Annotated in this window: 11 protein-coding genes; 7 read left to right on the top strand and 4 right to left on the bottom strand. The window is 71.9% G+C overall.

Features of this window, described 5'->3' with window-relative positions:
* Positions 1 to 60 precede the first annotated feature (60 nt).
* Positions 61 to 1,515: a ribosome biogenesis GTPase Der gene (gene der / locus IE267_RS28350; RefSeq protein ID WP_161256273.1), complete on the top strand. Its 1,455-nt coding sequence runs from the start codon at positions 61 to 63 to the stop codon at positions 1,513 to 1,515.
* Positions 1,516 to 1,577: 62 nt separating this feature from the next.
* On the opposite strand, the gene IE267_RS28355 is transcribed toward der, so the two are convergent.
* Together IE267_RS28355 and IE267_RS28360 are read right to left on the bottom strand one after the other, a co-directional pair.
* Positions 1,578 to 1,913 (bottom strand): hypothetical protein, encoded by a 336-nt coding sequence (locus tag IE267_RS28355; protein ID WP_202520027.1) that lies wholly within the window; start codon positions 1,911 to 1,913, stop codon positions 1,578 to 1,580.
* Positions 1,914 to 2,091: 178 nt separating this feature from the next.
* Positions 2,092 to 2,871, bottom strand: coding sequence for a DUF8842 C-terminal domain-containing protein (locus IE267_RS28360; RefSeq protein WP_161256267.1), 780 nt, complete (start codon positions 2,869 to 2,871; stop codon positions 2,092 to 2,094).
* A gap of 505 nt (positions 2,872 to 3,376) precedes the next feature.
* On the opposite strand from IE267_RS28360, the gene IE267_RS28365 reads away from it, so the two are divergent.
* The 3 genes from IE267_RS28365 (at position 3,377) to IE267_RS28375 (ending at position 6,391) form a co-directional block, all read left to right on the top strand.
* On the top strand, positions 3,377 to 4,051 hold the full coding sequence (locus IE267_RS28365) for a LysM peptidoglycan-binding domain-containing protein (RefSeq protein ID WP_189765185.1): 675 nt from the start codon (positions 3,377 to 3,379) through the stop codon (positions 4,049 to 4,051).
* 229 nt (positions 4,052 to 4,280) lie between these two features.
* Positions 4,281 to 5,561, top strand: a complete 1,281-nt coding sequence (locus IE267_RS28370) for a glycosyltransferase family 4 protein (protein WP_189765186.1) — start codon at positions 4,281 to 4,283, stop codon at positions 5,559 to 5,561.
* Entirely contained in the window at positions 5,558 to 6,391 is an 834-nt protein-coding gene (locus tag IE267_RS28375) for a hypothetical protein (RefSeq protein WP_189765187.1), read from the top strand. Before IE267_RS28370 ends, IE267_RS28375 begins: the two co-directional genes overlap by 4 nt.
* Positions 6,392 to 6,464: 73 nt before the next feature.
* Here IE267_RS28375 and ctaD read toward each other — a convergent pair whose 3' ends face one another.
* A complete protein-coding gene (gene ctaD / locus IE267_RS28380) occupies positions 6,465 to 8,171 on the bottom strand; it encodes an aa3-type cytochrome oxidase subunit I (RefSeq protein ID WP_229861472.1) in 1,707 nt (568 codons plus the stop codon).
* Between the two features lie 459 nt (positions 8,172 to 8,630).
* On the opposite strand from ctaD, the gene IE267_RS28385 reads away from it, so the two are divergent.
* Entirely contained in the window at positions 8,631 to 8,846 is a 216-nt protein-coding gene (locus IE267_RS28385) for an I78 family peptidase inhibitor (protein WP_161256253.1), read from the top strand.
* Between the two features lie 171 nt (positions 8,847 to 9,017).
* On the opposite strand, the gene IE267_RS28390 is transcribed toward IE267_RS28385, so the two are convergent.
* Positions 9,018 to 10,019: a phosphatase PAP2 family protein gene (locus tag IE267_RS28390; protein ID WP_189765188.1), complete on the bottom strand. Its 1,002-nt coding sequence runs from the start codon at positions 10,017 to 10,019 to the stop codon at positions 9,018 to 9,020.
* Positions 10,020 to 10,545: 526 nt separating this feature from the next.
* On the opposite strand from IE267_RS28390, the gene IE267_RS28395 reads away from it, so the two are divergent.
* Entirely contained in the window at positions 10,546 to 12,222 is a 1,677-nt protein-coding gene (locus tag IE267_RS28395; RefSeq protein WP_189765189.1) for an MFS transporter, read from the top strand.
* Between the two features lie 73 nt (positions 12,223 to 12,295).
* On the top strand, positions 12,296 to 13,489 hold the full coding sequence (locus IE267_RS28400; RefSeq protein WP_189765190.1) for an acyl-CoA dehydrogenase family protein: 1,194 nt from the start codon (positions 12,296 to 12,298) through the stop codon (positions 13,487 to 13,489).
* Positions 13,490 to 13,577: the final 88 nt, after the last annotated feature.

Below are 13,577 nucleotides of genomic sequence, written 5' to 3' on the forward strand. Positions count from 1 at the left end.
CAGTAGTGGACCGCTCGATCGCGATCCACCGATCACCACGATGAACGAGGTACGGACTTCATGAACGACCAGCACGAACACGGAGCGCTCGGCGACGCCGAGTACGCGGAGTTCATGGAGCTCGCCGCCGAAGAGGGCTTCGACGTCGAGGACGTCGAGGAGGCCCTCGGCGAAGCGGGCCACGGCCCGCTGCCGGCCCTCGCCGTGGTCGGCCGCCCCAACGTCGGCAAGTCGACCCTGGTGAACCGCATCATCGGTCGCCGCGAGGCCGTGGTCCAGGACAAGCCCGGTGTCACCCGTGACCGCGTGACCTACGAGGCCGAGTGGGCGGGGCGCCGCTTCAAGGTCGTCGACACCGGCGGCTGGGAGCAGGACGTCCTCGGCCTCGACGCCTCCGTCGCCGCCCAGGCCGAGTACGCCATCGAGGCCGCCGACGCCGTGGTCTTCGTCGTGGACGCCACCGTGGGCGCCACCGACACCGACGAGGCCGTCGTCCGGCTGCTTCGCCGGGCCGGCAAGCCCGTCGTGCTCGCCGCGAACAAGGTCGACGGCATGTCCGGCGAGTCCGACGCCGCCGCCCTGTGGTCGCTCGGCCTGGGCGAGCCCTACCCGATCTCGGCGCTGCACGGCCGCGGCACCGGCGACCTGCTCGACGAGATCCTCAAGGCCCTGCCCGAGGCCCCGCCGCAGCGCTTCGGCACCTCGGTGGGCGGCCCCCGCCGCATCGCCCTCATCGGCCGTCCGAACGTGGGCAAGTCCTCGCTCCTGAACCAGGTCGCCAAGGAGGACCGGGTCGTCGTCAACGCCCAGTCCGGCACCACCCGCGACCCGGTCGACGAGCTCATCGAACTCGGCGGCATCACCTGGAAGTTCGTCGACACGGCCGGCATCCGCCGCCGCGTCCACCTCCAGGAAGGCGCCGACTACTACGCCTCGCTGCGTACCGCCGCCGCCGTCGAGAAGGCGGAGGTCGCGGTCGTCCTCATCGACACCAGCGAGTCGATCTCCGTGCAGGACCAGCGCATCATCACGATGGCCGTCGACGCCGGGCGCGCGCTCGTCATCGCGTACAACAAGTGGGACACCCTCGACGAGGAGCGGCGCTACTACCTGGAGCGCGAGATCGAGACCGAGATGCAGCAGGTCGCCTGGGCGCCCCGGGTCAACGTCTCCGCGCTGACCGGCCGCCACATGGAGAAGCTGGTCCCGGCGATCGAGACCGCGCTCGCGGGCTGGGAGACCCGGGTCCCCACCGGACGCCTCAACGCCTTCCTCGGTGAGCTCGTGGCCGGCCACCCGCACCCGATCCGCGGCGGAAAGCAGCCGCGCATCCTGTTCGGCACCCAGGCCGGCACCAAGCCGCCGCGGTTCGTCCTCTTCGCCTCCGGCTTCATCGAGGCCGGCTACCGGCGCTTCATCGAGCGCCGGCTGCGCGAGGAGTTCGGCTTCGAGGGCACCCCGATCCACATCTCGGTCCGGGTGCGCGAGAAGCGCGGCCGCAACAACAAGAAGTAACTCCCTCACGGGCCCCGTCCGCACGGGGTCCGCAAGGGAGCGACTCCCTTGCGGGAGCGGGTTCAGAGCCCCCTGCGGGGGCCGGGCGGCAGTGCCGCCGGGAGCTGGTGCTGCCCGGCGTACTGCCGCCCGTTCGCGTTCATCGCGGGGTGCACGTGCCAGTTGCCGACGTAGGTGGCCGGGAAGTGCTGGGTCTGGTGGCCCGTCTGGTGACCGGTGCGGGCGCCGTGCGTGCCCGTCCCGAACCCGCCGATGGCACCGAACCCGGTGAAGCCGAGATCCTCCTCGCCGGACCGGTCACCGGGCAGGGCGCGGAAGGACCGGAGGTACTCCGAGTACAACGCGTCGTAGATCGGCGTGGGGGAGTGGGTTCCCGACGCCTCGCCCGAGGGGCGCATGGCGGGGATCTGTGACGGGTACGGCTGGCGGGGGGAGTCGTATGTGTGCACGTATGTGCCAACGACCCCGTACGCCCGGGGATGCGGGGCGTTCCGGCTTATCGGTTGCGCGCCGCCGGGCGCTCCACGCCCCTTCCGCGCCCGCCCCGGGCCTGCCGGGACGGGCGCGCGGGGACCGTCAGGTGCCGGCCAGCGGCATGGCCGCGGCGACCAGGCGGCCGTCGGCCGCGGCCTTCTCCAGGGCGTCCCTGAGCAGGTCCTCGCGCGGCTGCTGGCCGATCATGCCGACCGGGGCCGCGAAGACGAGCACGCGCTGCGACTTGTTGGCGGCGGCGCGCCAGCCCTCCGTCACCTGGAGCGGCTGGTGGGCCTGCCACCACGACACCGAGCTGCTGCCGCCGCCGGTACCGGGCTGCAGGACCGCGTGCAGCTGGCCCATGGCGAGCAGTACGGACCAGCCCGGCAGCACCGCGGGCAGCCGGGCCATGTCGGTCACCGGCACGAAGCCCTGCTCGATGAGGAGCGGCAGGAATTCGTCGGTGCTGCCGCCCGAACCGGCCCGGGCGATCGGGCCGGTCGGTTCGACGACGAGCGCGGGATGCAGATCGCCCTCGATCAGGACCAGGCCGCTGGTGATGCCGAGCACGGCCTGCTCGGGCGAGCCGCCGACCGCCGCCGGGTCCTCGCCGGTGATGGAGCGTACGGCGCCCTGGAGCTGCTCCTCGGCGACCTGGACGACCTGGGAGGGGATGCAGCTGGCGTGGGCGAAGGCGAGCACGGCCGTTTCCTCGCCGACGAACAGGACGGTGCTGGTGCGCTCCTGCTCGGAGTCGCCCGGCGTGCGGCAGGAGGTGCAGTCGTAGCTGCCCGGGGCGTTCTCACCGGCGAGCAGCCGCTCGGCTTCTTCGTCGCCGATCTCGGCGCGGACGTCCTCACTGACGTCGAGCATGCGCGGCACGGGTGGCTCCTAGGAACTGAGTGGATGCGCCGGGCGGTTCCCGGCTTCTCTCGTACAAACGACAACGGGTGATCTGTGGCAGGAGTCACGCGCGGCGCCGGACGGAATCGAACCGCGCCCAGCGGAGGGTGAATTCACCCCCGGAACCGCTCACTCCCCGTCAACGCATGCGGGGGACATGGAAGTTGGGGCGGTGAGCTGGCTCACAGATCACTTCACCGACAGGTCGACAAATGGTGAAATCCTGCGATTCAGTGGGTGACCTGAAACAGCCGCTACTGCTGGTAACGGGCAACTGGCCTTGCAGGACGGGGAGTTGGTTGTGGGCGGGTCCCGCGGGTCCCTAGATTCCAGCGCCGTGTGCATCTCGCACCGCCCGGGACCGCCCGCCGGCCGCACAGCCAGCTACGACCCTCCGGCGGGCGGGGGCGGCACGGAACGAGGCGCCGGACGCGCCGAGGGCCGGACCGCCCAGGGGGACCCCGGGTCCTTCGAGAGGGATTTCATGTCCGTTGGTACCAGTGGTTCCAGCTCCGCACGCAGGCGTGCCACGGCAGCGTTGATCGGCGCCGCGGTCGCGGCCCCGGTCGCCCTGCTCGGCGTCGCGACCGGCCCGGCCGCCGCGGCTGACGCCGGTGTGTGGGACCGCATCGCCCAGTGCGAAAGCGGTGGAAACTGGCACATCAACACCGGAAACGGCTACTACGGCGGGCTCCAGTTCGCCGCCGGGACCTGGCGGGCGCACGGCGGCGGGGCCTACGCCGCCACCGCCGACCGGGCCAGCAGGGCGGAGCAGATCGCCATCGCCGCCAAGGTTCAGCACGCACAGGGCTGGGGGGCGTGGCCGGTCTGCTCGCGCCGGGCGGGCGCGTCCGGCGGAGCACCCGGGGCGGGAACACCGGCCCGGCCGAAGAAGCAGGCCGAGCGCCCCCGCCGGGCGGCGCCGAAACAGCACGAGGCGCCGGCGCCGCAGCGGCACGCGAAGGCCGAGCAACAGTCCGTCGCCCCGCTCCGCGCCGAGAGCGCGCACGCCGGCTCCTACACGGTCCGGAGCGGGGACACCCTGTCCGCCGTCGCCGCGGCCCACGGCACGGCATGGGAGGCGCTGTACGCGGCCAACAGGGCCGTCATCGGAGCCGACCCGGATCTCATCCTGCCCGGGCAGCAGCTCAGGCTCTGAGGCCCGAAGGTCCCGTCCGGCCGCCCGGACGGGGCCCGGTGCCGCCCCGGCCACCGCGCGCCCCGGTCCCGGGTGGACCAGTGGGGACCCGGTTCTGGAGTACGGAGGACGGACTGGCCAAGTACAGTCCGTATCCGACCGTTGGATTTCGGTTTCCGTCCGCGCTGATGGTCAAATGATCAAGTCCGCGATCCACCGACCGATCGAACGACCAAGGGATGCCCGGCCCATGCACATCTCGTTCCTGCTGCACAACGCGTACAGCCTGGGCGGCACCATACGGTCGACCTTCAACCTCGCGGGCGAGCTCGCCCGGCGGCACGACGTCGAGATCGTCTCCGTCTTCCGCCACCACGACGAGCCCACCCTGCCCGCCCCCGAGGGCGTCCGTCTCCGGCACCTCATCGACCTCCGCAAGAACGGCCCCGGATACGAGGGCGACCACCCCGATCACCTGCGGCCCGCCAAGGTCTTCCCGCGCGGCGACGGCCGCCACAGCCAGTACAGCCGCCTCACCGACGCCCGCATAGGCGCCCACCTCGCGGCGATCGAGGCCGACGTCGTCATAGGCACCCGGCCGGGCCTCAACGTCCACATCGCGCGCGAGACGCGCCCCGGCGTGGTCCGCGTCGGCCAGGAACACCTGACCCTGACCGGCCACAGCTACCGGCTGCGCAGCGAGATAGCCCACTCCTATCCGCAGCTCGACGCGATCACCACGGTCACCCGGGCCGACGCCGACGCCTACCGGGCCCTGCGGCTGCGCGGCGTCCGCGTCGACGCGGTGCCCAACTCGGTGCCGACGCCCCGCGTACAGCCCGCCTCCGGCGAGAGCAAGCTGGTGGTGGCGGCCGGGCGGCTCACTCCGGTCAAGCGGTACGACCTGCTGGTACGGGCGTTCGCGCAGGTGGTCGCCGTACGGCCGGACTGGCGGCTGCGCATCCACGGCGCCGGCGACGCCTTCGGCAACGAACGGGGCGCCCTGCGCAACCTGATCGACGATCTCGGCCTCTACAACCATGTGTTCCTCATGGGTGTGGCCGGCGACCTCGACGGCGAGTGGATCAAGGGATCGCTCGCGGCCGTCACCTCCAGCCACGAGTCCTTCGGCATGACCATCGTCGAGGCCATGCGCTGCGGCCTCCCGGTCGTCTCGACCGACTGCCCCCAGGGTCCACGCGAGATCATCGACGACGGGGTGGACGGCCGGCTCGTCGAGAGCGGCAATGTCGACGCGGTGGCCGCGGGCCTGCTCGAACTGATCCAGGACGACGCACTGCGCCTGCGCATGGCCAAGGCGGCCCTGGACAGCTCCCGGCGCTTCGACCCGGCCGCGATCGCCGAGCGGCACGAGGCGGTCTTCGGCGAACTGCACGCCCGCGGCGCGGGCGACCGCTCCGCCGGGCCGCTGCGCGAAGGCCTCCACCGGGCCCGCGGCGCGGCCCTCGACGGGGCCTACGCCCTGCGCCACAAGGCCGCCTCCGTGCTCCGGAAAGGGCAGACCGCATGACCACCACAGCTGAGTCGCCGGACACCGGCAGCACCTCCGCGGCCCCGCGCGTCGACTGCACGGCCGACTCCGCGGGCGGGCTGACCTTCGACGTCGTCGCGACCTCGGACACGGACGCCACGCTCGTCCTGCGCCGCCACGGCGCGAATCCCGGCGGCGAGGTACGGCTGCCGCTCACCCCGGCCGCCGAGGGACTGCTGCGGGCCGTCCTGCCCAGCACGGTCGACCTCGCCGAAGGCCTCTGGGACGTGTGCCTGAGCTTCGGCACGGGCCCCGGGCAGCGCCTGCAGCCCGGCGTACGGGACCTGCGCGCGCTGGTCGACCGGGAGCCGGGGCCGGACGCCGAGCGGATCGCGGTCCGCATCCCCTACCCGGTCCGCTCCGGTGAACTCGCGGTCCGCAGCTGGCTGCGCAGGCCGCACGCCGAGACCGGCACCCTCGGCTTCGAGGGGCCCTCGGTCACCGTCCAGGGCCGTCTGTACGGATCGGAGTTCGGACCCGACGCGGCCGTCGAGGCGCGCCTGCGGGGCGGCAGCGGCCGCGTCCACCGGGTCGCGGCGAGCACCGGGGGCGGCGGCGGGGACTTCACCTTCACGCTGCCCTACGCGCCGCTCGCCGACGGGCTCGACGCCAAGGAGTGGCTCTGGGACCTGTGGCTGCTGCCCGGCTCGGGCTGCCCGGCCGTCCGCCTGGCCCGCATCCTCGACGACGTCCCGCTGAAGCAGGCGATCTTCGTGTACCCGGGGACGAAGGCCGGCTCCGCCGTGGTGCGCCCGTACTACACCGGTGCGAACGACCTGAGCGTGCGGGTCGACGCGGTCCGCACCTGAGCGGGAGCGGCGCCCCCGGGCCCCGCTCGCGCCCCTCGGGCCCCGCTCCTTCGGCCCGGGTGCGGCCACCCGGCTAGGCCACGGGCTTCTCCGGCCCCGGCACGGCCACCGGCTCGGCGGGCGGCTCCAAGTCGTCGCGGAACGGCGCGAACTCGGGGTGGTGCAGGTCGAACGCCGGGGACTCGGTGCGGATGCGCGGGATGGTCACGAAGTTGTGCCGGGGCGGCGGGCAGGAGGTCGCCCACTCGAGTGAGCGGCCGAACCCCCACGGGTCGTCGACCTCCACCTTCGTGCCGTACTTCGCCGTCTTCCAGACGTTGTAGAAGAACGGCAGCGTGGACAGGCCGAGCAGGAACGCGCCGATCGACGAGATCGTGTTGAGCGCCGTGAAGCCGTCCGCCGCGAGATAGTCCGCGTACCGCCGCGGCATGCCCTCCGCGCCCAGCCAGTGCTGGACCAGGAAGGTGGTGTGGAAGCCGATGAAGAGCGTCCAGAAGTGCATCTTGCCGAGCCGCTCGTCGAGCATCCGGCCGGTCAGCTTCGGCCACCAGAAGTAGAAGCCGCCGAAGGTCGCGAACACCACCGTGCCGAACACCACGTAGTGGAAGTGGGCCACCACGAAGTACGAGTCCGTGACGTGGAAGTCCAGCGGCGGCGAGGCCAGGATGACTCCGGTGAGGCCGCCGAACAGGAAGCTCACCAGGAAGCCGACCGCCCACAGCATCGGGGTCTCGAAGCTCAGCGAGCCCCTCAGCATCGTGCCGGTCCAGTTGAAGAACTTCACGCCGGTGGGCACCGCGATCAGGAACGACATGAACGAGAAGAACGGCAGCAGCACCGCCCCGGTCGCAAACATGTGGTGCGCCCACACCACGACGGAGAGCCCGGTGATGGCCGCCGTCGCCCCGATCAGGGTCGTGTAGCCGAAGATCGGCTTGCGCGAGAAGACCGGGATGATCTCCGTGATGATGCCGAAGAACGGCAGCGCGATGATGTAGACCTCGGGATGGCCGAAGAACCAGAAGAGGTGCTGCCACAGCAGCGCGCCTCCGTACTGCGCCTCGAAAACCATCGACCCGAATCTGCGGTCCGCCTCCAGGACGAGCAGTGCCGCCGCCAGCACGGGGAACGCGATGAGCACCAGGACCGAGGTGAACAGGACGTTCCAGGTGAAGACCGGCATCCGGAACATCGTCATGCCGGGGGCGCGCATCCCGATGATGGTGGTCACGAAGTTGACCGCACCGAGGATCGTGCCGAAGCCGGAGAGCGCGAGGCCCATGATCCAGAGGTCGGCGCCCGCGCCGGGGGAGCGGGTCAGCGAGTTGAGCGGCGCGTAGGCGAACCAGCCGAAGCTCGCGGGTCCCGTCGGCAGCAGCACCGAGCCGAGCACGATCAGGCCGCCGAACAGGAACAGCCAGTACGCGAGCATGTTCAGGCGCGGGAAGGCCACGTCGGGGGAGCCGATCTGCAGCGGCATGATCGCGTTGGCGAACCCGGCGAAGGTCGGCGTCGCGAACAGCAGCAGCATGATCGTGCCGTGCATGGTGAAGAGCTGGTTGTACTCCTCGTTGCTCATCAGCTGGAGCCCGGGCCGGGCCAGTTCGGCCCGCATCAGGAGCGCCATCAGGCCCGCGATCAGGAAGAAGACGAACGAGGTGATCAGGTAGAGGTGCCCGATCTTCTTGTGGTCCGTGGTGGTCAGCCAGTCGACGATCACCGCACCCGGCCGGCCGGCCCGTGCGGGCTCCGCCGCCGGGGTCACCGTCTCCGTACCCATCGCACCCCCAGAGGTGTCTGGCGTCAGGCCAGGGGACATGATGCTCGCGCTCAGGGCCGGCGCAACAGAGGGCGTACGTCATCCGGCCAGGGCTGCGGACCCGTGCCGGGCAGGGGGTCGGAAGTAGGGATCGTATAAGGGGGCGGCGAATTGGCTACGCCCCGTCAATTTCGCCCGCGGAGCCGCCGCGTGGGAATTGATCCAATGCTCCGCGGGCGAATTGAATCAATTCGGGGAATGCGTTCGACCGGCCGGAACCATGGCGTGCGATAACTGGGCAAGGGGTCAGGAACTGCCCGTACGAGTGACGGAGTTCGAGGCGAACTCGACCCCCGATCCTGTGACAGAAGTGTGACTGGTGGGGTACCGGGGACGGACAACCGGCAGGTTCGTCCGGGGCCGGCGGCCCGCCGGGCCCCGCGCTTCCGTCCGCACCGCGGCCCGCCTACGGTGGGGTGCATGGCACCCATACCGTCCCACTCCGCCCATCCCGACGACGCCCCCGAGTCCTATGTGGGCCTCGACGCCGAGGAGGCCGAGCGCCTTGCCGGGGAGCGCGGCTGGTCCACCGTCAGGTCGCTGCCGCCGGGCTCGATCATCACCATGGAGTACCTCGCGGGCCGGCTGAACTTCGAGGTCGACAACGGCAGGGTGCGGCGCTGCTGGCACGGCTGAGGCTTCCCCGGCCGCCGGCACGGCCCGCCCGGCGCCGGCGCTTCCCACCCGCCGGGCTCCGCCCCTCCGCCCCTCCACCCCCGCTGTCCCGCGGAGCACGACGAAGGCCCCCGGCGAGCTGCCGGGGGCCTTCGTGCCGCGTGGGTGCCGTGCGCGTCGCTCGCGGTGCCGTCAGCCGCCCAGGGGGCGGGCCGGGGCGGTGCGCGGCGAGCGCTCGGTGTGCGGGGGGCGCCGGGTGCCCGAGGGGATGACCGGGGGCCGCTCCGAACGGGCCGGCTGGTAGGGCCGGGCCGGGAGCGGGCGGCCGGAGCCGCGCCCGCTGGCGGCGCCGACCGGCTCGCGCACCGGGACGTCGTCCTCGTCGTGGCCGCGCTGGGGGACCATCGCGGGCGCCGCGGGGGCGGGCACCGGGGCCGGCGCGGTGGTGGTGCTGGGCCGACGGCGCTCGCGCACCTTCGCGCGCACCGCGAAGACGAGGGCCTCCGCGCGGGCGATCAGCGGCTCGAACCAGGGCAGGGCGAGGAGGATGAGCAGCCCGGCCGCCCAGCCGAGGAGCACGTCGCTCACCCAGTGGGTGCCCAGGTACACGGTGGTCGCCCCGACTCCCAGGGCGACCATGGCCGAAATGACCGAGAGCCAGCGTCTGGCGCGGGGGGTGGTGGCGAGGTAGGCGAGGATGCCCCAGGTCACGACCGCGTTGGCGGTGTGCCCCGAAGGGAATATGTCGCCGCCGGCGAAGAGCTCGGCGGACCCTATCTGCGTGGCGTAGTGCGGCCCCAGGCGTCCGAGGCCGAGCTTGACCGAACCGACCGTCATGTTGAGCAGCAGAAGGGCCGCCCCGAGGGTCAGGAGCGGCCGCAGTGTGTGCTGGCGCCAGGAGCGCCAGCCGAGCCAGGCCATCACCATCACCGCGGTGGGACCGCGCTGGCCGAGTACCACGAAGTAGTCCAGGAAGGCGTGCAGCTGCGGCCACTGCTCGTACGGCCGGTACAGCATGACCTTCCAGTCCAGCTCGACGAGCCAGGAGGAGCCCAGCACAGCGACGACGATGGCGAGGTAGAACGCCATCGTCGCCCCGAAGAGGACCACGCGGTGACGGCTCATCCGCGGGATCTCTATCTTCGGTGGCTCGGGCTCCCGGTCCAGGCGGGCGAAGATTCGGTCAGTACGCACTCAATCGACGTTACAGCGAGTGAGTGACGGCCCAGGCCGATCCCGGGTCTTTGTGATGCCGCCGTGATGTGGAGTATGTCTCACGGCCCACTTTATTCCCGAGCCCTTGCGAATACCCCGGACCTTCTCCTCTATTCATTCGGATCACCCTCCGAAGGTCTGTTTCTATCCGGCGGAATTCCGTTAGCCGGGCGGGCGGGCGGAATTCATGCTTCGGTCACCGGTCCTGCACGGAGCGTAAAGATCACCCCACGGGGCCGGCGGGGTCCGGCGCGGACCCGCGGGTGGGCGTGGCGCACGCCACACCGGGGCCGGCTGTGCGGTGAGAGGTGGACCACGCGCCACGGGTGCGAACTCGCGTACGCTGACGAACCACTCGCCCGTCGATGCCGGGCCTTCGGGAATCCCGATCGGGGCTGGTCACTGGTCCACCGGGCCCGCCGACCGCGAGAGTAGGTGACGGCACGGTCCGCACCGGCCGAACCGTCCCGGATCCGCTGGGTCCGCAGTACTGGGAGGTACGTACATGACAGGGACGACCATGACCGGTGCGGAGCCGCGCGCCCGTGCCGGCGGCGCCAACCGCTGGGTCATCCTCGTCGTCCTGTGCGTGAGCCTGCTGTTCGTGGCGCTCGACGCCACCGTGCTGCACGTCGCGATCCCCTCGGTCACCGAGGATCTGCGGCCCGGCCCGGTGGAACTCCTGTGGATCGTCGACGCCTACCCGCTGGTCTGCGCCGCCCTCCTCATTCTCTTCGGCACCCTCGGCGACCGGGTCGGGCGGCGCCGGGTGCTGCTGCTCGGCTACGGGATCTTCGGCGCCGCCTCCGCGGTCGCCGCCCTGGCCGAGTCGGCGTCGGTGCTCATCGAGGCCCGCGCGCTGCTCGGCATCGGCGGCGCGATGATCATGCCCGCCACCCTCTCCATCCTGCGCGTCGTCTTCCCCGACCGCCGCGAGCGGGCCACCGCCATCGGCATCTGGACCGCGGTCGCCGCGATCGGTGCCGCCACCGGCCCGGTGCTCGGCGGCTTCCTCGTGCAGCACTTCTGGTGGGGCTCGGTCTTCCTCATCAACATCCCGCTGATGGCGCTGATCCTTCCCCTGGGCCGCTGGCTCCTGCCCGAGTCCAAGGGCAGCTCCGACGGACCCTGGGACGTGCTCGGCGCGCTGATGGCGGCAGGCGGCATCCTCGCGGTGGTCTTCGGCGTGAAGCGGCTCGGCACCGGAGCCGGTCTCCTCGACGGCCGCGCGCCGGCCGCCCTCTGCGTCGGCGCCGCCCTGCTCGTCCTGTTCGTCCGCAGGCAGCGCCGCCGCGAGCACCCCCTCGTCGACATCGGGATGTTCTCCCGGCCCGCCTTCTCCACCTCGGTCGGCTGCATCATCGTCGCCATGCTGGCGCTCGTCGGCCTGGAGCTCATAGCGGTCCAGTACCTCCAGCTCGTGCTCGGGCTCTCCCCGCTCCAGACCGGTCTGCGCATGCTGCCGCTGACCTTCGCCGCAATGGCGGCCGGGGCGACCGGGTCGTACACCATCCGATGGCTCGGCCCGCGCCGCATGGTCTGTACGGGCTTCGTATTGACCGCGGGAGCCGTGCTCCTCCTCGTCCTGATGGGCCAGACCGACTGGCCGGCGCTGATGGTCGTCTCGTTCGTGATGCTCGGCTTCGGGCTTCAGACGACCCTGTTCGCCGCGTACGAATCGATGCTCAGCGAGGCCCCGCCCGAGCGGGCCGGCGGCGCGGCCGCCATCGGCGAGACCTCCTACCAGCTCGGCGCCGGCATGGGCATCGCGCTCCTCGGCAGCGTCATGAACGCCGCCTACGCGCCCGGGCTCACGTCCGTGCGCGGAGTCCCCGCCGAGTCCTCCGCCGACGCGGCCCATTCGCTCGGCGAGGCCTACGACGTCGCCGAACGCCTCGGTGGCCCGGCCGGTCAGGCGCTCCGCGCCGCGGCCCGCACCTCCTTCGTGCACGGCGTGCACGTCACGCTGTTCGTCAGCGCCGCGCTGCTGCTCCTCGGCGCGGTGGCCGGTCTGCGGCTGCCCCGGATCATGGACTGCTCGGTGGCCGGGCAGGACCGGGACGCCGAGCCGGAGCCCGGCCGCGGGGAGCAGGCGCGCCCGGCGCAGCACACCCTGAAGGTCCCCGCCCCGGCCCGGCCCGGCGATGTGGCGACCGCGGAGTCTGGACGCACGCGACACTGACCCGTAACGTCAGCGCTCAGGTAATAACTAACACTGCTAGTTTTAGTTGAGCGAGAGCCGCGGAGGCGCCCCCATGTCCGCTCCTTCCTCCAAGCTGCCCCCCTTCGATCCCGCCGACCCGATCGGCATCGACGACCTGCTGAGCCCCGAGGACCTCGCGGTCCGCGACACCGTGCGCTCCTGGGCCGCCGACCGGGTCCTGCCGCACATCGCCGAGTGGTACGAGAACGGCGAGCTGCCCGGCATCCGTGAACTGGCCCGCGAACTCGGCTCGATCGGCGCGCTCGGCATGTCCCTGACCGGCTACGGCTGCGCGGGCGCCAGTGCCGTCCAGTACGGGCTCGCCTGCCTGGAGCTGGAGGCCGCCGACTCCGGCATCCGCTCGCTCGTCTCCGTCCAGGGCTCGCTCGCCATGTACGCGATCTGGCGGTTCGGCTCCGAGGAGCAGAAGCGGCGCTGGCTGCCCGGCATGGCGGCGGGCGAGATCATCGGCTGCTTCGGCCTCACCGAGCCCGACCACGGCTCCGACCCGGCCGGCATGCGCACGTACGCCAAGAAGGACGGCACCGACTGGGTCCTCAACGGCCGCAAGATGTGGATCACCAACGGTTCGGTGGCCGGGGTCGCCGTGGTCTGGGCCCAGACCGACGACGGCATCCGCGGCTTCGCCGTGCCGACCGACACCCCCGGCTTCTCGGCCCCCGAGATCAAGCACAAGTGGTCGCTGCGGGCCAGCGTCACCAGCGAGCTGGTCCTGGACGAGGTGCGGCTGCCCGCCGACGCCGTGCTGCCGGACGTCACCGGACTCAAGGGTCCGCTCAGCTGCCTCTCGCACGCGCGGTACGGAATCGTGTGGGGCGCGATGGGCGCGGCCCGGGCCTCCTTCGAGGCGGCGGTCGACTACGCCAAGACCCGCGAGCAGTTCGGCAGGCCCATCGGCGGCTTCCAGCTCACCCAGGCCAAGCTCGCCGACATGGCGCTCGAACTGCACAAGGGAATCCTGCTCGCCCACCACCTCGGGCGCCGCATGGACGCGGGGCGGCTGCGGCCGGAGCAGGTCAGCTTCGGGAAGCTCAACAACGTGCGCGAGGCGATCGAGATCTGCCGCACCTCACGCACGATCCTCGGCGCGAACGGGATCTCGCTCGAATACCCGGTGATGCGGCACGCCACCAACCTCGAATCGGTGCTCACCTACGAGGGCACCGTGGAGATGCACCAGCTGGTGCTCGGCAAGGCGCTCACCGGACTCGACGCGTTCCGCTAGGAACGCCCGGGCCCGGCGACCGCCCGTCTCCCCCGGGGAATCCCCGGGGAATCCCCGGGGGGTTCGGCCCTGGTCGCGGTCTCCCCCG

Source organism: Streptomyces xanthochromogenes (assembly GCF_014650455.1).
Taxonomy (GTDB): domain Bacteria; phylum Actinomycetota; class Actinomycetes; order Streptomycetales; family Streptomycetaceae; genus Streptomyces; species Streptomyces xanthochromogenes.